Origin of the sequence: Parasegetibacter sp. NRK P23 (assembly GCF_023721715.1) — a bacterium.
Lineage (GTDB): Bacteria > Bacteroidota > Bacteroidia > Chitinophagales > Chitinophagaceae > Parasegetibacter.
In genome coordinates this window covers 2,330,558-2,352,100 of record NZ_JAMDLG010000001.1, presented here as the reverse complement: position 1 = coordinate 2,352,100, position 21,543 = coordinate 2,330,558, and the positions used below count along the sequence as shown (strand labels likewise).

Here is a 21,543-nt window from a genome sequence, read left to right as displayed (position 1 = left end):
AAACCAAAATTGCCATATAAAATGAGAAAATTCCGGGCTTTCCCACAGGCTCCCCCTTGCAGGGACAAACCATCCTTTTTACCATTATTTCAGAAAATTTCAGTTCGGTACGGTTCCGCCTCCGGTTCTTAAACGGCGGTAACATTACCCGGATTCAGGTCGTGAACGCGTGGCTCCCCCGTGTAACGGGTTTGCCGTGCCTGCACTGCCCATTCATCAATTACAACAAACCATTACATGAGTTTCAGGAAAAATAGCCGTTTTTGGGTGATGTGGATATTGCTCTTCGTGTTCCACAGCGCTGTTGCCCAGCAGCAGGTGACCGTTCAGGGAACGGTGGCCGATAGTGTTGGCGGATTGCCTAACGTAAGCATCGCCGTTTCAGGTAAAACGCAAAAGTTCGTGACCGACGAACTGGGACGTTTTAAAGCAGCAGTGGCGTCAGACGCCATTCTGGAGTTTACATTTACAGGTTACCAGAAAGAAGTGGTGGCCCTTTCGGGAAAGAACATTGCCAACGGGGTGATTGAACTGGCCGTTAAGATGATCCCGCTGAACGCTGACCTTGGGGAAGTAACCGTAATCGGTTTCGGTGGCACGCAGAAGAAGTCGAGCCTGGTAAGTTCCATTACTACTGTAAGCGTGAAGGACCTCACCGGTCCAACCGGGAACCTTACCAACCAGCTTGCGGGCCGCGTGGCGGGGATGATCTCTTTCCAGCAAAGCGGTGAGCCGGGGCGTGGAACGGATAACTCCGCGTTTTACATCAGGGGATTGTCTACGTTCGGAACTGGTAAACAGGATCCGCTCATCCTGATTGATGGGGTGGAGTCTTCTCCAACCGACCTTGCGCGGATTCAACCCGATGATATTTCTGATTTTTCCGTATTGAAAGATGCCGCCGCCGCTTCAGTGTATGGCGCACGCGGCGCGAATGGGGTGATACTCGTGAATACAAAAACCGGTAAGGAAGGCGTGGCCAAATTCTTCCTAAGAAGTGAAACCAGGATGTCTTCCAATACGAAGAATTTCGATATGGCGGATAATATTACTTATATGCGACTGGCCAATGAGGCCGCGCTTACCCGTTCCCCGAACGCTATCCTGCCGTATTCTCCCAATAAGATCAACCACACCATCGATGGAGATGATCCTTTTCTTTACCCCAGCAACAACTGGATCGATCAGCTCATCAGGAAAAATACCATCAACCAGAACAACTACCTGAGTGTGAACGGTGGAACGCCCCGTGCTAAATACCATGTGGCCGCCTCTTATGGTCGCGACAACGGGGTGCTGAAAGTGGACCCCATCAATGATTTCAACAACAACATCAAACTTTCAAAATATTCACTCCGTTCCACTGTTACTCTGAACCTTCGGGAGGGTACTGAACTGGTGGTGCGTTTATATGGCCAGTTTGATGATTATAGCGGACCCATAGGCGGAGGTGCTGCTATTTTCGACTATGCGCGCCGCTCCAATCCGGTGATGTTTCCCGCCCTTTACCCAAGGGAGAAAAGGCCGTATGTGGATCATCCGCTTTTCGGCTCCGCGCTCACCCAGGCCAACGGACAACTTACCTCCACCCTCTATGTTAACCCATACGCCGAAATGGTGCGGGGCTATAGCGTGTATAAGACCTCAAATGTGCAACCTCAGTTAGAACTGAAGCAGGACCTCGACTTCCTTACCAAAGGACTGAGTTTCCGTACCATGGGCTACCTCAGAAGGTATTCCTATTTTGATGTGAACAGGTCTTACAATCCTTTTTACTATAATAGTGTGGTGGGAGAAGATGGTAAATCCTATGATATCATGGTATTGAACGATGGTTCAGCCACCTCTGTGGGAACAACCGGTACCGAATACCTGGGATATGGTGAAGGGGGAAAAGTAGTGGATTCCAGGCTTTGGCTGGAAGGAACCCTTACTTACAACAGGCTTTTCGCTGAGAAGCACCGCGTTGGTGGGTCATTGATTTATTACATGTCAAGTTATGAAACCGGTAACGCCGGAACCGTAGCTTCTTCCTTACCCAGCAGGAACAGCGGTTTGTCCGGAAGGATGACATACGGTTTCGATGACCGTTACCTCGCCGAGTTCAACTTCGGGTACAACGGGTCCGAAAGGTTTGATTCCCGCAACCGCTTCGGTTTCTTCCCTTCAGGCGGTATCGGCTATAAAATTTCTAATGAGAAATTCTTTGATGGCCTTTCGCACGTGATCACTGACCTGAAGTTCAGGGCCACCTACGGCGTGGTGGGTAACGACCAGATCGGCAACGTGAACGACCGCTTCTTCTACCTGTCTAATGTAAACCTCAACGATGGCGGCTTCGGCGCTTCCTTTGGCAGGAACGATGGTACCGCTACTTATTACCGCCCCGGTGTATCCATTTCCCGCTACGCGAATGCCGGTATCACCTGGGAAAAATCAAGACAACTGAACCTGGGGATGGACCTGAAATTGTTCAACTCCCTGGACCTGATCGTGGATGTGTTCAAACAGAAACGTTCCCAGATATTATTGCCCAAGACATATGTGGAGTCCGCACTGGGCCTGATGGCCGTGCCATATGCCAACTATGGTAAGTCTGAAACGCAGGGTGTTGACCTTTCCGCCAGCTACCAGAAATCCTTCAGCAAAAACTTTCATGGAAACCTTCGGGGAACTTTCACTTACGCCACCAGCAAGCGTATAACGGTGGATGAGTTGTTGTACGATGAGAGCCTTGCGCACCTGCGCACCGCCGGCTCGTCCATTTCGCAGGCATGGGGCTATATCGCCGAGCGTTTGTTCATCGATGAAAAAGAAGTGGCGAACTCTCCCACGCAGTTCAATGATCCAGGGCTGATGGCGGGAGACATCAAATACCGCGACATCAACGGAGATGGCGTGATCACCTCCGATGACCGTGTAGCCATCGGTTATCCGCAACAACCGGAAATTATCTATGGTTTCGGTGCGTCCATGAGTTACAAGAAACTTGATTTCAGCTTCTACTTCCAGGGATCGGCCCGCTCTTCCTTCTTCATCAACCCCGCGGCCATCCAGCCCTTCTTCCAGGAAGGTGGCTTCCAGAATGGCTTGCTGAACGTGATCGCCAACGACCACTGGAGCGAAGAGAACAGGAACCTCTATGCTTTCTGGCCCCGCCTCAGTACCTGGAGGGTAAACCCCAACAACCAGACCTCCACCTGGTGGATGCGCAATGGTGATTTCCTCCGGTTGAAGAGTGTGGACCTGGGTTACACTTTCGGAAAAATACCCGCCGTGGGTATATCAGGTGTAAGGGCATACCTGTCCGCCACCAACCTCTTTGTGCTGAGCGATTTTAAATTGTGGGACGTTGAAATGGGCGGTAACGGTTTGGGATACCCGATCCAATCGGTGTACAGTCTTGGATTGGAAGTGAATTTTTAACCTGAAGGAAAAACTGAACAAATTATGAAACGTAAAAATATATGGATACCGGTGGCCCTTTCCCTGTCTGTGTCGATGCTGGCCTCCTGTAAAAAATTCCTGGATGTGGTGCCGGACAACGTGGCCACCATTGAGAATGCCTTCAAATTAAGAAACGAAGCTGAAAAATACCTGTTCACCCTTTATTCTTATCAGCCCAAAGGGGGAGACGGATGGTACAATGTAGGATTGCTGGGCGGTGACGAAATATGGCTGCCGCAAAACGACCAGGCGCACTGGCATCCAATCTTCCGGATCGCGCAGGGACAACAGAACAAAGATGCGCCGCTGTTTGATGAATGGACAGGCTCCAGGAAAGGCAACAGTACCCGTTTCGACCACCAGAAACTCTGGAGAGGCATCAGGCAGTGCAATATCTTCATTGAGAATATGGAGAACCCTACGCTGGTGCCCGATATTACACAGTCTGAAAGAGAACGCTGGATCGCTGAAGCCAAGTTCCTCAAGGCCTACTACCATTTTTACATGATGCGTATGTATGGTCCGATTCCCATTATGGATAAGAACCTGGGCCTGGATGATGATGTGGATGGCTCTTTGTCGAAAAGAATGCCCGTTGATTCCTGTGTGAATTACATCTCCAATCTGCTCGATGAATCATACGACAGGCTTCCCCCGCGTATTACAGAAGAAAATACACAATTGGGAAGGATCACGCAAACCATTGCCATGGCGGTGAAAGCGAAACTGTGGATCACAGCCGCCAGTCCGCTGTTCAATGGAAACGCCGATATGGCCTCGTTCCGTGATAAAGAAGGGGTAGCGCTCTTTAATCCGACCTTCGATGCCAACAAATGGGTGAAGGCGCGCGATGCCATTAAGGTAGCGATTGAAACCGCTGAGGCCAACGGTCACGGACTGTATAAATACACCGTGGATTTCCTCGGGCTTACCGATACTACAAAGACCCAACTGAGCATCAGGAACGCGGTTACAGAAAGATGGGGACGTGAAAACGTATGGCCCAACGCGCAAATGTACTTCGTGAACGAAGCGCTTTGTATGCCGCCGATGGAAAGGGGTACCAATACAACAAGGGCGCAGTTGCAGGGGATCTGGGCGCCGCCGATGAAAATCGCAAAAATGTTCTACACCCAAAATGGTGTGCCGATAGAAGAAGACCGCACCCTTAATTTCTCGAACTATGAACAATTGCGCACGGCCACTTCCGCTGAACGCAATTATATTGAACCTGGTTTCGTGACCGCGCGCCTGAATTTTGACCGTGAACCGCGCTTCTACGCTTCGCTTGGATTCGATGGTGGTGTTTGGTACATGAAAGACGCCACTACCTCAGGAAACGACAGGAACACCTTCTATGTGAAAGCGAAAAATGGCGACAAAGCAGGTTTCGGCGACTTCGTGAACTGGAATGAAACGGGCTATTTCATTAAAAAACTGGTGCATTGGGAATCCACAACCGCAGGTTCTTCCGCACCCGTTTATAAACAATACCCCTGGCCGGAAATCCGAATGTCTGATCTGCTGCTCATGTATGCCGAAGCTTTGAATGAAGTGGAACCCGGATCCGCACAGGCCATCCAGTACGTGGATATGGTGCGGGAGAGAGCCGGATTGAAAGGTGTAGTGCAATCTTGGAGCAATTATTCCAGCAACCCCACTAAATACACCACACAGGATGGTCTCCGTGAAATTATCCACAGAGAGCGCCTTATCGAACTTGCTTTCGAGGGACAAAGATTCTGGGACCTCCGCCGCTGGAAAAAAGCATTCGAAGAACAGAATAAGGACATCACCGGATGGACCATCATGGGCAAAACCGCGGAGACCTATTACAGGGAAAGGGTAATCTACAGCCAGCGTTTTCTTTCTCCAAGGGATTATTTCTGGCCGATAGGATTGTATGATACCCGCCGCAACCCTAATCTCGTTGAAAACCCAGGATGGTAAGCTCAATTTAAACCAGAAATTATGAAACTGACAATAAAAACAATCATGATAATGCTGCTGCTGGGAACTGTTGTTTCCTGCAGGAAAAGCGAAGGGCATAACCCTATAAACGATGATCCGGTACCGCCTGCGGTGGTTACGGGTGTCTCGGTCGTGAACCTGCCCGGCAAGGCGAAAATTACGTACCAGGTTCCGAATGATGAAAGGTTGCTTTATGTAAAGGCGGAATACGTGCCCACTTCGGGTGTGCCGGCGGAAGCTAAGGCATCTTATTACCTGGATTCCCTGATTGTGGAAGGATTTGCCGATACAAAGGAGTATGAGGTGAAATTGTATTCCGTATCCAGAAGTGGCGTAGAATCTGAACCGGTGGTGGTAAAAGTGCAGCCGCAAGAGGCCCCGATATGGAAAGTGTTTAAGAGCATGAAAGTATTGAATGCTTTCGGCGGCTTCAATATAACGGCTGAAAATCCTTCAAAGGATAACATCGGGCTGATCGTGCTTTCTAAAAATAAATTCCTGGAATACGAAGCCAACAATAACTGGAGCGTTTTCACCAATGTGGACAGCATTCTTCAGAAAATCAGAGGACTGGATACCACCCTGGTAACACTCGGCTTCCTGGTACGCGATCGTTGGGGCAATACAACGGATACGCTCTTCCAGGATATAAAACCCATTTTTGAAGTGCAACTCGACCCTTCTAAATTCAGAGGGCTGGCACTTCCGGGCGACGCGCCGCAGGTTACCAACGGCGCCCGGTTGGAGTACGCCTGGGACAACAGGCTGGGCTGGCCCTACACCAGCTTCACCCACCAGGTGAATGGAGGACCGCAACCACACATGATTACTTTCGATATGGGCGTGCTTTCTAAGTTGAGCCGCGTTTACATAAGACCATATCCGGAAGGAAGCAGGTGGTATTTCCTCACCACGATGAAACGCTTTGAAATCTACGGATCAGAGAATCCTTCTTCCAACGGCGCGCTGGATGCAAGCTGGACACTGCTTGGTTACTATGAAGTGGTTAAACCTTCTGGATTACCTTATGGTACCGACAATAACCTTGATCAGACAACAGCCAGCGCCGGGTTTAACTGGGAGATAAGACTTGATGCGCCTAGGGTAAGATACCTCCGTATCCGCTGCCTGGAGAATTTCGCGGGAGGAACGGCGCAAAGTATCAATGAACTGAAAGTATATGGTGACCCGCGTTAAGTGTGTCCCGTTCATCTAAATTAAAAACAGCATCATGAAACTGTTTTCAGCTATAAAAAATAAAATGGCGGTGGCCGGCGCCATCCTGTGCTCCGGAACATTACTGCTCTCCTGTTCAAAATGGGACGATTATAAACAACATATTGAAGGAGGTGAAATTCTTTACACCGGAAAACTGGACTCCGCGAAAATATTTTCGGGAAAAGAACGCATACAGGTTTACGGACTTTTAAATGCCGATCCTAAAATCACAACACTGAAAGTATTTTGGAACAATAAGAATGATTCGGTGGTGTACGAAATAAAACCTTCCCTTATTGATACCTTTCGCCAATACATCAATATTCCTGAAGGTATAAGGCCTTTTACAATACACACTTATGATGCCAAAGGAAATAAGTCGGTCCCGGTAACGGTCACAGGTGTTTCCTATGGGGATGCTTACCGGCGTAAATTAACCAATCGACTGATCGCGGGTATTGAATTCGAACCCGGATATTCCATAATCACCTGGGAGCAGTTGGATCCTTCTATTGGGCCACAGTTCACGGAAATACAATACACCGATAGTGGCATGGTGAAATCAGTATTCATCAAACCCGGTGAAACTTCAATAGCGCTCCCCGGAATGGATACCACCACTACTATCCGTTACAGAACAATATACAAGCCTGAGCCTACCAGTGTGGATACTTTCCATGTCCCTTATACCGAGCGACTGGTGAAAATCGCCCCGCAACTGCTCAACCGGAAAGTACCATTCATCACCTCAGGACGAAGCGGAAGATGGGGGAATCTTGCGGACTGGAAATCGAATGACGCCGTGAAAAGTCATGGCGGATACGGCGGCTGGGACGAATGGAACGGTAATATCTTCAACGTGGAATCTGGATGGGGCGCTCCCGCAGTAACAAATGGCAAAATATGGCAAACACGGGTACTGAATCCCGGAACATATACATTCGCTATCTCCGACCTCAGGGATACGAATTTAACGGAAGCGGATAATGCCTACCTGGTGGTTTCAGAAGGCGATGGTTTGCCGGATGTGGCGCAGGTACAAACGGCGATCGGGTACACCAAGATCGTGAACGGAAAACCCCTGGCCCAATTAAAAGTGACCTTCACTTTAACCGAAAGGAAAGAAGTGAGTATCGGCTACCTTACCACGCAACCGGCAGGAGATCCAGGCAGGTTCTGTAATGTAAGGGCATTCAACTTTATTGAGAATTAAGGCAGTTTGGTTAGATTCATTTGCAATCAACGAGGGGCATGTTTCTACATGTCCCTCTCTTTTAATGGCCTTTAAGGGTTTAAGCAATTGTTAAAACAGTAAGCTTAATACGATACTTGCAGGAATGGTTAAAATATACGAAGTCATTCCGCTCCTTAACCCTTTAACTTGCGCGCAATACTCCTTTATTGATTTATTGTAATCCGAAAATTGATGTTGAAAAAGATCATGGTTCTTTTGCTGGTTGTAATGGTCACAACCGCAGCTTCGGCCCAACAGCCGAAACACAGTTTTGAGATCGGCAAAAAAGATTTCATCCTCGATGGAAAGCCCTTCCACATTATCAGTGGTGAAATGCACTATGCGAGGATACCCCGGCCTTACTGGCGGGATAGGCTGAAAAAAGCCCGTGCCATGGGACTCAATACCATCTGCACGTATATGTTCTGGAACGCGCACGAACCCACACCCGGAAAATTCGATTTCAAAGACAACCTGGACATCGCGGCTTTCTGTAAAATCGCGCAGGAAGAAGGACTATGGGTGATCATTCGTCCCGGTCCATATACCTGTGCCGAATGGGACCTCGGCGGTTTGCCCGCCTGGCTGCTCAAAAACAAAGGTATCACACTCCGCAGTTCCGATCCGAAGTATATGCCCGCCACACTGGCTTTCCTGAAAAGGGCCGTGCAGTCCTTCAAACCTAACCTCATCTCCAAAGGCGGGAACGTCCTGATGGTACAGGTGGAAAACGAATATGGTGTTTATGCCGGAGACAAAGTATATGTAAACGCGATTAAGCAAACTTTGCTGGATGCAGGCGTAGATGTACCCCTTTTCCATTGCGACTGGGCCGGAAAGAATTATTACGACAACGCGCACGTTGAAGGTGTAATGCCATCTATTAATTTCGGTGGCGGCGCACAGAAGAACTTCGCCATCTTCGAAAAATACGCGCCAGACGTTCCTAAATTCAACTCCGAATTCTGGACCGGATGGTTCGACTACTGGGGCGGAAAACACGAAGTGCATTCCGTGGAAGAAAAACTCGCCGACTTCAAATGGATGGTAGACAACGGGGTGTCCGTGAACCTCTACATGTTCCACGGCGGCACCAGCAACGGTTTCTTCCCCGGAGCAAATGGCAGCAATACTTATTTTACGCCTTATACCACCAGCTACGATTACGACGCGCCGCTGAGTGAAGATGGTGAACCCAACGAAAAGTTTTACGCTTTCCAGAAAGTCATCAAAGATAAATATCCTTCGCTGCAACTTCCCGCGCTTCCGGCACCCCTCAAAAAGATTACGATTCCTGAATTTACTTTCAAACCTGTGGCCTCCCTTCGGGAAAACTTACCGAAACCCATCATCTCCGAGAAGCCGCAGCCCATGGAAATGCTGGACCAGAACTCCGGTTATATTTTGTATGCACACGAAACCGCCGGTCCCTTGCAAGGCAACCTGCTCATTAAAAGAGTGATGGATCGCGCTACAGTGTATGTGGATGGAAAAAAAATCGGAGTGCTTGATAGAAGATTGAACCAATCCACCTTAGCATTGGATATTAAAGAGAACACAAAGCACCGCATTGAAATCTTAGTGGAACACCAGGCGCGTGTGAACTTCGGCAACGCCATCGACTCAGAAAGAAAGGGCATCACCGAAGGGGTATGGTTCAATGGAAAAGAACTGACCGGCTGGCAACATTATAAACTCCCGCTCAACAATGTAGCGGCTTTCAAACCTTCTGCGCACAGGAATGGGTACCCGCACCTCTATCGTGCGAAGATTACACTCAGTGAAACAGGCGATACTTATTTTGATACCCGGAAACTGGGCAAGGGTTTATTATGGGTGAATGGAAAACATATAGGCCGCTACTGGTTCATAGGTCCGCAACAAACCCTGTTTATTCCCGGGTGCTGGTTGAAAAAAGGGGAAAACGAAATCATGATCCTGGAAAGTGAATCCATCGCGGAGCCAAAAATAACAGGCATCACCAAACAAATCTGGGACACAAAAGTGGATTCTTCTCTTCTCCACGGAAAAAACGGAATGCTCCCCGTATTGCCTGACGCCGACAAAAAATATGCCGGCACACTCGAAGACAAAGACGGCTGGCAGGAAGTTTCGTTCAACAACACCTTCTCCGGCCGTTACATTTGCCTCGAAGCGAATGCGTCCTACGGTAACGTGAATTATACCACCATCGCCGAACTCCGTTTCCTTGATGCGCAGGGAAAAGAAATTCCCCGAGAAGAATACAATATCGTTTTCGCGGACAGCGAAGAACTTTCACAGGAAAACGGTCTGGCCAATCTCCTGGCCGATAACCAACCCACCACTTACTGGCATACCGCCTGGAGCAAAAACGAAAAGCAGTTGCCCCACCAGGTAATCATTGACCTTGGTACATCAAGAAAAGTAAAAGGAATGAAGTATTTGCCACGGACAGGTGTTTCAAAAGGAAGGGTGAAAGCGTTTAATTTGTATGTTTCAGAGGGAGGTTTTGAGTTTAAGTAGCCTTACCCTGCCCCCTCTCCCAGGGGAGAGGGGCAATGTTCATTTTGACGGAGTAGTATAATCATTACAATAAGTAATTTTCCACGCCAAGACGCAAAGAAGCAAGGACGCAAAGCCTTGCTTCTTTGTTACAGTATCAATTTCCAGCATCTTGTGCTACAACAACTCCTTGCGTACCTTGCGCCTTTGCGTCTTCGCGTGAAAAAAATAATCTCCAGCAACAACGCTGCCACGTAAAACAGAAAAGCCCGGAACGTATTGTCCGGGCTTTGTTTTTCTAAGGTAACCACCACCTTAGAAAGTATACCTCAGCGTGATGCCGAATGTTCTTGGATCACCCAATACACCTGCATAGTGTCCGGCATTGCCTGCCGCGGGCAATAGTTGTTCAAAATAATCCTTGTCAAACAGGTTGCGTGCCCAGATGAAGGCGGAAAACCCTTCCAGTGCGCGGAAACCTAACCGGGCGTTCACGAGGGAATACCCGTCGATGTTCAGGAACCTGGAAGGCGAGGGGCTGGAAGAGAAAGAGGAGCGGTGATAAGTTTCTACCGCGAAGAAATATTTTCCATCCTGCTCCAGGAACTTCGCCTGGTTGGAAGTAAGTTCTCCACCCAGTGAGCCGGCCCATTTGGAGATGCCGGGAAGTTCACCGCCGGAGATATCTTTGAAAGCGGAGGGAGCACCTGTTTCTTCCAGGGGAACCGGGGCGTTTTTAAAGGAAACATATTTTCCATCCATATAGGCGATGGCACCGTTCAGACTAACATGTTTGCCTAACCGTGTATTTGCATCGAGTTCAACACCAAGCACGCGTACTTTTTCGGCGTTGGCGAGATAGCCCCTGTTTACGCCTACTTCAGCGGTTTGTACCTGGGTTTGGTAATCTTTGATATCGGTATGGTGGAAGACGATGTTCACAGTGGTACCGCGTGCGGGTTGTGATTTAACGCCCACTTCATAGTGTGTAACGTATTCAGGTTTGATCCTGGCGAGTTCAATCATCACTTCCCCGCCGGAAGTGGGAAGACCGCCAAGGTTTACGCCGATGGGTTTGTAACTGGTGCTGAAGGTGGCGAAGGTATTTACTTTTTCGGCGGCTTTAAAGGAGACGGTAAGTTGTCCTGAGAGATTGCTTTCATCCACATCGGCTTTAAAAGCCTGGTTGGTATATACGGCGTTCTTCAGCGCGAGCAATGCTGGATCTGATGTTTGCAGTCCGCCATAGGTTTGGCGGTCATAGTCTACTTCCTTTTGGTCGTAGTTGAACCGGAGTCCTGGCAGTACGTGCAACCTGTCGGTGATGGCCCAGTCTAACTGACCGAATGCGGCTGCGCCGAAACTTTTTAAACGAGAGTTGGTTCTGATGCCGTAACCTTCAAACAAGCCCGGCGTTTGCCACAATGAACTGGTGGAACTCTGGGAGAATCGCCACTGTGCATCGCCGGATTCTTCGATATGGTAAGGATCGGTTTTGAGGTCCTGTCCGATGAGGAACGCGCCGATCACGCCGCTGAGTTTGGCCGAAAGGTCACCGGCGTAGCGGATTTCCTGTGTCCATTGTTTGTGTTTGGAAGTAGCCTGTGAAAGCGAGAGCACGGCCAGGCCCGTGAAATCCCGGTCGTTAGAGGGATCCCAGTTCCAGTAGCGCCATGCGGTGGTGGAGGTGAGTGTGCCTCTGCCAACCTTCGCGTCAATATTCAGTGATACGCCACCGAGGTCGTTGCCGGAGCGCCAGGTGGTGTTGTGGTCGATGATTCTGTCGAAAGGATTGAGAGAAGGCAATTGGTAATTCAGGTCAGCGATGATGTTGTTGAACTGACGGTATGCCGCACGTTGCGTTTGCACCACACCGGCGACTACCTGCGCGTAGCCGTCGGGACGTTGCTGCGTGGCATCTCCTGCCAGTGTGATTTTGATACGGTCGTTCGGAACGAACAACAACTGGCCCCGGACACCGAGGTTGTTGAGGTCGTTCACTTTCTTCTGTGTGGCGATATTTTCCAACACACCATCTCGCTGGGTGCCGGAGAAAGATAACCTGCCGGCCAGCTTTTTGGTGATGCCTCCTGTAACGGAAGCTTTGGCCTGTATGTAACCATAGTTGCCATAACTTACTTCGAACTTAGCGCCCGGTTTGAAAGTGGGTGCGCTGGTGGTGATGTTGAAAGCGCCTGCTGTGGTGTTTTTTCCAAACAGCGTTCCCTGCGGTCCGCGTAACACTTCGATTTGTTCTATATCAATAAAGTCAAGTGTGGTGGCGGCGGGACGGGCATAATAAACACCATCCACGTAAAACCCGACGCCGGGATCAATGCCATCATTTGTCAGTCCGAAGGTGGAGCCGAGGCCGCGCACATTCAGTGTGGTATTTCTTGGGTTGGAAGAATAAAGTTGTACGGTGGGTACCAATTCTTTCAACCTGTTCACGTTAAACGCGCCGGCATCCGCTACCTGCCCGCCGCCTACCACGGTGATCGGGATGGGTACCGATTGTGCTGTTTCCAGTCTTCGGCGCGAGGAAATTACTACTTCCTTTAATTGTTCATCACTCACCAATACGATCGCTATGGGCGCGAGGGCCGTTTCCGTGGTTACCACTACATCCTGTTGTGTGAAGCCTACGGAACTGATCCGCAGGGTAGCCGGAAGTTGCTCGGGTTTACGGATTTTGAAATGGCCATCGGCGTCGGCCACAACATAAACGTTTGATCCTTTTATGGTTACGCTCGCTCCGATTACAGGGAAGCCTTTCTGGTCTTTTACCGTTCCTTCCAGTGTTTCCTGCGCGAAAACAGTACTGAAAGCGAAGAATAGGAGAAGGCTGAGTTGTATTTTTTTGCTCATAGCGCTGCTGAATTTTTAAAAGTCTAGTGTTTTGGTGGACAAATATATAAAGTCTACTTAAATACTAGACAAATAATTTTAAACTTTTTTTTCAAAAGTTCTTTCAGCGCTTTTTGGGGGATTGGTGGCTTATTCTTTTGTACCGGTATAAATCAATATCGGTTGTTGTTTTAAATGAAGCTGAATGTCTTCAAAACGCAAACCGTCTTTCCCGTTCAGTTCATCCCGCCATACTTCAGGCGCATCTTCCGGAAGTTGAATGAAAGAAGATAGTTTAGCTGATACGGGATTTGCAATACCCTTCTTCCCGGGCACTACAACCAGCACCCAGGTTCTATCGTATACACGGGCGAAGCAAAATATTTCTTCCTTCGTTGATCTATCAAGTGGAATATAGTTTCCTTTTGTAAAGCAATCGATGTATTGCCTGCGGATGCGCAGCAACGCTTTCGTTAACCTGATTTTTGCTGCTTCCCAATTTCTATTTCCCGTTTCAGTTTTATGCAATGCTTTAAAGTCTACCGGGCGCCTGTTGTCGGGATCTACAAAAGAGAAGTTCGTGCTTTCATTGCCCTGGTAAATATCGGGCATACCCGGGGCCATACACTTCAAGGCAAGTTGAGCCAGGGAACATGATTGCGCGTACACATCCATTTCTTCCACGAAAGCTGAAAGGGATTGGTAGAAAAGATTCGTGGCATCACACAATGTTCTGGTAAACTTTTCGATGCGTTGTTCGTAATCAGTATCCGGATCGTTCCAGCAGGTTTTCACTTTGGCTTCGCGCACCCATTTCAGGTGTGCCTGAACGGCCCGGTCGGCAAAATCCTTCTCTTCTGTAAATCCGCCGATCAGGGATTGGTAAATGTACCAGGCTTCTTCCGGTGTGATATTATTGGCTTGAATGTCTGCATCATTAAGGCGCTGCCATTGCTCGAAGGTTTGCATCCATTTTTCAGGTAAATGGGAGAGGACCAGAATTCTTATGCGCGCATCTTCGCCGCGTTTGGTATCGTGCGTGGAAGAAGCGTTCATGGTGAAAGGACTGTTTTCCATTCTTTGCGACATCAGCTGGTGAAATTTTTCCTGGCTGATCTTTTCACCATCCGGATCATCACCTACTTCATTCAGCGCTATTAACGGAATATACCGGTAGAAAGTGGTGTCTTCCACGCCTTTGGCCATCAGTGGTGAAGCCAGCTGGCAGGTCCGCTGCAGGAAAAAAGTACTGCTTGGAGAAAGCGCTTCGTCTGCTTCACGTTGCCATACATTTTCGAGCCATGCGGTAGAAGCCGTTGCCGACCGCATCTCTTTCCATATATTTTCAAGAATGCTCTTTTCTGCAGGATGGTGATGGTGGGGCGGGTAAAGACGGTACACGGGCATACGGGTCAGGAAATCTTTTAAGGTTGCGCGTGCCCCCTCACGGGTAACCCCATTGCTCAGTAGGCCATTCGTTTCAGCGGTATGAACCAGGTTGTCCCATTCCCCGCGCATATACATCTCAAGAATCAGTTCTTTTGAATGCTGAATGATCGCTTCGGGATCATCTTTCGAAATGTGTTTCCGGTAGCATGTTTTGAGTTCGTTGAAGCCTTCGTTGTGCAGGTAAAGCTGGTTGACGAAATGCAGGAAATCGTACCCGCTGGTACCTTGCAGCGGCCAGGTTGCCGGAACCTGTTCATTATGCGCCAGGATTTTCTCTGCTACTATATAACAGGCTTCTCCAAAAGTTGCCCTGAACCTGTGGAGGTAGTTTTCAGGATCGGCCAATCCATCAATATGGTCTATTCTGAATCCCTGTACCAATCCTTCTTTGTAAAGTTGTGCCAGCAACTGGTGGTATTCGCGGAACACGCTTTCATCCTGCATGTTCAGACAAATAAGATTATTCACGGTAAAAAAACGCCGGTAATTGATCAGGCCGGAAGTGGCGTTCCAGTAAGTGAGCCGGTAATGTTGGGCTTCCAGCACTTTTTTGCGCAGCAGGATGCTGTTGTTGACCTGTGTAAGAAAATTTTCGAGTGCGGCATTAAAGGATTCGTTGGTATTTAAGATTTGTATCCATGCTGTTTTCATTTCCTGCAAGGCTTCATAAGTAGTAATTTCTTTCATGCCGGTAAGCAGGTTACGGATGCTGTTTTCCACTGGCTCCATGCCGGGTACCGCGGAAGCGAAGCCAGCCAGCAATTCAAGTGAATCCGGGGAAAGCGGGAAGAAAGAATCGTTATAATTGAAGTGCCATCCTTTTTTATTGAATTGAATGGTGAGGTTGCCCTTTTCGATGGCCTCGTCCGCTTCTTCTCCCAGGAAGGGTACCATCAGTTTTCCATTCAGTTCCGGATGGGGATGGTGCCAGTTGATGTCGAAATAATTACAGTAAGGCGATTTTTCTCCCCATTCCAGTACGTTCCACAAACGGTAATTGTTTTCATGAAAAGCCATGTGGTTGGGAACAATGTCCTGCAGCCACCAGATGCCGTAGTTTTTGAGTTCGGTGGAGAGCGTGCGCCATTCTTCCAATGTGCCGATCTCCGGATTTACCGTATGCGGGTCCGTTACATCGTAGCCGTGGGTGCTTCCGGGAACAGCACTGAAAACCGGGGAAGCATACAGTGTGGAGATGCCCAGTTGATGGAGGTAGGGCAGGATTTCTTTGAGGTGACTGAAGGTAAATGTTTTACTGAATTGAATGCGGTAGCTGGCTACTGGTGTAAGATCAGAAGGGTTGAATTTCATAAACAACGGCGGTATAAGGTGGAATAAATGATGTTTTTGTTTCAGTGGAGGAAAGGCTCCATTGTGCTTCGGAGGAATCGAATATTTTTTTGAGGGATGGATATTGTTTGTCGTGGAAAACTTCGGGTTTATCCGAGAAGTTCAGCAGTACCAGGAGATGCTCTCCGGGCGCTTTGCGCTCGAAGGAAATCAGTTTACCCGATGGTTCCTCCACAACTGTAGCGTTCCGGTCCGTATTCCGGAGTGCTGCCCTGTTCTTCCGCATGGCGATCAGGTAGGTATAATAACGGATAAGTATAGCTGCTTTTTCATTATCCGTGTTCCAGGAAAGCGTGGATTTGCTGAATTCATCTTCGGATTGTGGATCGGGCACTTCGTCTGCCCAGTTGAAGCTTTTGAACTCTTCTTTTCTTCCCTTTCTCAGGTTACTGATGAGTTCAGGGTCGGAATGGTCCGTAAAGAAGAGGAACGGATTTGTTTCCCCGTATTCTTCACCCATAAACAGCATTGGGGTGTGCGCGGTGAGCAACATGGCCGCCGCGGCCAGCTTCAGTGCGTCGAAAGATACCAGGGAGCTGAGCCTTTCTCCTTTTAAGCGGTTACCGATCTGGTCGTGGTTTTGCGTGAAAACGACGAACTGGTGGTAGGGAAGTTGTTCCGGACTTCTTCCAAATTTCCGGTTACGCACTTGTGAGTATTCACCCGTGTACACATAGGACTCACGCAGACTCTTTACAAACGGCGCCACGTTCCCGAAATCGGCGTAATAACCATTTGTTTCATTGGTGAGTAAAGCGTGGAGCGCATGGTGAAACTCATCGGTCCATTGTCCGGAGAGGCCGTATCCGCCTTCGTTGGCCGGTTTAATATAACGGGGCGCGTTGTAGTCTATCTCCGCGATCAGTACTTTTTTTCTCCCGGAAATGCTTTCCAGTTGTTGCACCGCGTTGGCGAGTTCTTCCATAAAATGGGTAGCGCCGCAATCCCAGATGGCGTGTACGGCATCAATCCGCAATCCATCCATTCTGAATTCGTTGAGCCACATCAATGCGTTGTTGATGTAAAAAGAACGTACGCCATCGCACCAGGCATCGTCAAAGTTGAGCGCCTTTCCCCAAGGTGTTTTGTATTTCTCTGTAAAATAAGGGCCGTATTGTTCGAGGTAATTGCCTTCTGGTCCCAGGTGGTTGTATACCACATCCAGTATAACGGCGATGCCATGCAGGTGCGCGGCGTTTACCAATGCCTTTAACTGGTCGGGTGTGCCGTAAGTATGGTGCACAGCGAAAGGAAATACCCCATCGTATCCCCAGTTTCTTTTCCCGGGAAACTGTGCCACGGGCATCAGCTCAATGGTGTTGATGCCGATAGAACTGAGGTAGGGCAGGCGTTTTATGATGCCTTCGAAACTATGTTCAGGAGTAAAGCAACCGGTATGCAATTCGTACATCACCATGTCATGGAGCGGTATACCTTTCCATTCGGTGTCGGTCCAGGTGAAATGCGGATCCACCACTTCTGAAGCGCCGTGCACGCCATCCGGTTGCCTGCGGGAAGCGGGATCGGGTATTGCTTCAGCGCCATCCACACTATAACGGTAATGCATGCCTGGGGGAATATCGGGTAAGATAATGCGCCAGTAGCCGGAATCATCTTTGTCGAGCTGAAAAGCCTTTTCCCTGTAATCGTCTTCTAAAATAAGTTGAACATTTTCCGCAAGGGGTGCCCATACGGAGAAAAGGCAGTGGCCATCATTCATCACGAAAGCCCCCGCGAAAGGATATTTGTTTGCCGGTTCCATACCTTCCGGGCTGAAAAGGCTATGCCACGGCGAATAGGGAGCAGGCGTACATTTTTTTGCCCGTAATGGGGGATCTTACTTCAGTATTTTATTGGCCCAGGGAATAAAATACTGGAAATTTGGCGCATCGGTATGCCCGCCATCGTGCTGGCGCCATGCCAGTTTCCCGTCCATCAACCCCGACAATACCGGAGGCATTGCTTCTTTTTGATCATCGTTGCTAAGCCCCAGATCGGTTGCCCCGAGCAATTTATAAACGGCTCCCGCGGCAACAGTAGCTTTGAAACTGCCGTTCTGGTCCAGCCATTTTGCGTCACCTTTTTCGGGGATGCCATAACTGATGAACACGGGTCGGGGTGCGCAAAGCGCAATGAGTTCGTGGGAATCTACAGGAAGATCGCAACCTGTTTTCCTTCCGAAACCGGCTGTTTCCGCGGCGTATTTCAGGTAGTTTCCGGCCATCCAATGGTAGGAGCCGCTGTTGGCAAGACTTTCCACCGCTTCTCCGAAAATCCTCCTGTGGAGCGTAGTGCCACCTTTGCCCGAAGAACCGATGAGGGCGATGGCGAACCTTTGGTCGAACGCCATGGTAACCAATGCCGCTTTGCCATACCTGGAAACACCTTCTATCCCTACTCTCTTCGCATCTACCAAAGTATCTTTTTCGAAGAAGTCGAGTGCACGCGAGGCGCCCCATCCCCAGGCCCTTAATGCGCCCCATTGATCGGGCTTGCGCGACTGGCCCTTATTGGTGAGGCCAATGATGCCGCGCGTGAGCCCTGCGCCATTGTCGGCCTGGATGCTCGACGGATCCAGCACGCAATAGCCCCATCCCGCGGCCAGCAGTTGTTCGGTGGGTGGAGAGTCGCCGTTGGGCGGTGGGGCGAAAAAGTTCGGGCCCGGAAGCCGGGTGGCGGGCGCGTAGGCCGGGTATTTGTCAAAAATTTGTTTCAGTTCCGGGTTATTTTTTGAAAGCAACTCTTTTAACGCGGCATTGATTTTCTCCATGTCTTCCGGCGATGGTTGTGCTGGTGCGGGCAATGCAGGACGCCCAAACATAATGAGCAGTGGTACGGGGCCTTTTACGTTCCGGGGTACCACCACCACCATATTGATGCGCACATCTATAAGCGGATAGGTGCTATTGTCGGCCACGCCAATCACCTGCCGGGCAATCACCGGAATCCTGCCAACGAATTCATGGTCCGTTATTTTTGTGGTCCACTGTATTGCGGGAGCGTTAGCAGGGATCTTGCCATACACTTCAGTTTCAAAATCCGCAACGATTTCGGGCCTGCGCTGCGACCACCATTGCTGTACTGTTGTTATCTTCTTTCCGCTCTTTAATGTGAATGGGTCGGGCAACTGCGGGCATGGGTTCGCCAGCGCTTCCTCATAGTTCGCATGGTTGGGGTCGGCTTCGTTAGCACTTGGTCCGGGACGCAGCGTTTTGATGCCCAACTGCGCCATCATGTTGGCCTGGTCTTGTTGCGCGGTAAAAGTTTTTAAAGATGGGTATTGGGTGCTATCTATGGATGTATGTTGGGAGAAGGCGCAAATAGAATGCAGGATATATGCATGCAGGAAGAATAGTTTTTTCATATTGCAACTGATCGTTTTGGAAGAAATGACACTGTTGATGCTAAGTTAGATCAGGGAATTGAAAAGTATTGATGTGATATTACTGGAGGCAGATAGTATTTTAATGTGTTTCGTTATTACTCCGGCTCATATCCCTTTTGAAACCTCAATCAACGTTCGCAGGTCATCTGTTTCTCCAACTGAAAATATTTCTCCGGATGGTGCAATTACTATTTGTTGCGGAACGGATTCAATATGATACAGCCTGGCTATTCTATGCTGTTGGTCAATTAAAACACGGCCGAAGTATTTCTTGTCATTTATTATTTTTTTCGCCTGGGCGATTGTGTTCTCCGGTGTATCGAATTCGTATGTATCGATCAGTAATATCGCCACCGTGCTGTCATTTTCATACTGGTCAATGTATTGCTTCATGGCTGGTATAGTGGCAAGGCAGGGGCGGCACCAGCTTGCCCAGAAGTCCAGCACAATGGTTTTTCCTTTCAGCGCCTTCGTGGTAACGCTGTCTCCGTTTAGGTTTTGAAGTGCGAATTTCCGCATGTGGAAGTTTCCCATTTGTTTCAGCACTTTATCTCGTTGCTGCTGGTTGATTTTTTGAACGAGGAGAACGCGCAGCGAGTCGGCTTCTTTACCGGATTTTCCAGGAACGGCTGAAAGGCGCTTCAGGTGTTGAAGGTTGAACCGGGCATATTCATTGTTGTTGATGTTCTGCAGCAGGAATTGGTAAGCATATTCGGGGCTCTTTACCTGTTCTGTTACCGTAAGGTAGGTGTTGTACATTTCTTCATTCATCGGAATGCCCGTTGCCGCCATGCTTTCTGCAAAATGAAATGCGGAGTCAAAGCGTTTTTCGCTAATGTGGTATTGGACGTATTGGTACAGTAATTTTTGATATGAAGTGTTTAGTGTTCCATCGTTTTGTTCTGGAAGCGAATTTTGAAGCTGCTTTTCAACCATTCGAATGGCACGTTGAAGGAGAACGCCTGCAAAATGTATTTTATTTTTCGATGGTTTTTCCTGTGTTAATAACGCTTCAGCATAATATTCGTATGAGTTGGCTACAACAGCAGGTTTATTGATCAGCTCCTCATATTCAATTAATTTTTCACTTCGAAGTTGATCAAGTTGCAGGTGTAGAATCTTATTATAGAAAACATATTTCTTTCTTTCCGATGTGTCCGGGAACGTTTGAATATAGTATTGAAGTTTTGCTAGAACTGTACTTTCTGTATCATTGGTGCTTCTTTCCAGGCTATCCAGAAAAATATCCTGGGCAATAGTTCCATTTGGAAATTGGGTGATTGTTTTTCTTTCCAGCTGCTCGTAAGCATATTTTTCACCCAGCAGTTTATAAATGAATCGCGCGTTTCCCCAGTTTTTTTCATTTTTTGACAAGGTTGAAAGTGAATCCGCAAGTTGGTAAAGGACTGGTCGCATGGAATCCTGGTTGCGGCTATACATTAACCTTAAGTAATACCTGAAGTCCGGGTCGTTTTTTTTCAACTCAGGGTAATCTTTAAATACTTGCTGGTATATACTGATGATGGCTTCTTCTGCTGATTTTCGGTTTAATTTTAAGATACGCCAGGCGTAGTCACTGAGTAATTCTACCGTCTCAGCATAAGTTTGCATGGGGATGCTTGCCCCTTTCTCAAAAACAGATGGCCGGTATCCTGTTTCGTTGTTGTCCAGAACCATTCCTTTCTGATCAGTTACTGCTGCCACTACGGCAATAACTTTAGCGGGCAGCTTTACTACGCTTTTGAAATTGTCGCCATTTTTAAAGAGTGGCGCAGCGCAATAATGGTAGTCGTTTTCGTGTTTGTAGACTACGGCAGCCCTGATGTTTTCAGGTAACCGTAGCAATGACGGAGGTGAATAAAGAAGCGTAATGGTGGTATCGGATCGTTTCACCATCTGTAATGTTCCTTTCACACTGGATTGGGCCTTTACTGTAGTGGGGAAACACAGCAGGATGCCTGCTACAAGGCGTGAAATTGCGCTATACAGCAAAGCCGTTTTGAATGAATATGTCATAGTTAAGGTTGGAGGATGCAGTAACACCCACTATCGCTTCAAATTTGTAATACGGCTAATTTAAGCAAAATATATCATGCGTATCTGAAGCCCTAATGCGCAATCTCCCGCATTCCCAATTTTGTTTTAGTTTCGCCCCATA

The 21,543-nt window shown here is 48.5% G+C and carries 10 protein-coding genes; 5 read left to right on the top strand and 5 right to left on the bottom strand.

Annotated features, from left to right (window positions below):
* Positions 1-237 precede the first annotated feature (237 nt).
* From M4J38_RS09500 to M4J38_RS09480, 5 genes are all read left to right on the top strand, one after another.
* Positions 238-3,426, top strand: coding sequence for a TonB-dependent receptor (locus M4J38_RS09500; protein ID WP_251759319.1), 3,189 nt, complete (start codon positions 238-240; stop codon positions 3,424-3,426).
* A gap of 24 nt (positions 3,427-3,450) precedes the next feature.
* Complete coding sequence (locus M4J38_RS09495) at positions 3,451-5,397, top strand: RagB/SusD family nutrient uptake outer membrane protein (RefSeq protein ID WP_251759318.1); 1,947 nt, start codon at positions 3,451-3,453, stop codon at positions 5,395-5,397.
* A gap of 21 nt (positions 5,398-5,418) precedes the next feature.
* On the top strand, positions 5,419-6,615 hold the full coding sequence (locus M4J38_RS09490) for a DUF4959 domain-containing protein (protein WP_251759317.1): 1,197 nt from the start codon (positions 5,419-5,421) through the stop codon (positions 6,613-6,615).
* Positions 6,616-6,649: 34 nt separating this feature from the next.
* Positions 6,650-7,849 carry a DUF4998 domain-containing protein gene (locus M4J38_RS09485; protein ID WP_251759316.1) on the top strand — a complete coding sequence of 400 codons (1,200 nt, stop codon included), beginning with the start codon at positions 6,650-6,652 and terminating at the stop codon, positions 7,847-7,849.
* 213 nt (positions 7,850-8,062) lie between these two features.
* Positions 8,063-10,375, top strand: coding sequence for a beta-galactosidase (locus tag M4J38_RS09480; protein ID WP_251759315.1), 2,313 nt, complete (start codon positions 8,063-8,065; stop codon positions 10,373-10,375).
* Between the two features lie 294 nt (positions 10,376-10,669).
* Here M4J38_RS09480 and M4J38_RS09475 read toward each other — a convergent pair whose 3' ends face one another.
* From M4J38_RS09475 to M4J38_RS09455, 5 genes are all read right to left on the bottom strand, one after another.
* Positions 10,670-13,222: a TonB-dependent receptor gene (locus M4J38_RS09475; protein WP_251759314.1), complete on the bottom strand. Its 2,553-nt coding sequence runs from the start codon at positions 13,220-13,222 to the stop codon at positions 10,670-10,672.
* 129 nt (positions 13,223-13,351) lie between these two features.
* A complete protein-coding gene (gene treY, locus M4J38_RS09470; protein WP_251759313.1) occupies positions 13,352-15,961 on the bottom strand; it encodes a malto-oligosyltrehalose synthase in 2,610 nt (869 codons plus the stop codon).
* A complete protein-coding gene (treZ, locus tag M4J38_RS09465; protein ID WP_251759312.1) occupies positions 15,942-17,762 on the bottom strand; it encodes a malto-oligosyltrehalose trehalohydrolase in 1,821 nt (606 codons plus the stop codon). Before treZ ends, treY begins: the two co-directional genes overlap by 20 nt.
* A 75-nt stretch (positions 17,763-17,837) precedes the next feature.
* On the bottom strand, positions 17,838-19,364 hold the full coding sequence (locus tag M4J38_RS09460) for a hypothetical protein (protein WP_251759311.1): 1,527 nt from the start codon (positions 19,362-19,364) through the stop codon (positions 17,838-17,840).
* Positions 19,365-19,490: 126 nt separating this feature from the next.
* Positions 19,491-21,401 (bottom strand): TlpA disulfide reductase family protein, encoded by a 1,911-nt coding sequence (locus M4J38_RS09455; protein ID WP_251759310.1) that lies wholly within the window; start codon positions 21,399-21,401, stop codon positions 19,491-19,493.
* Positions 21,402-21,543: the final 142 nt, after the last annotated feature.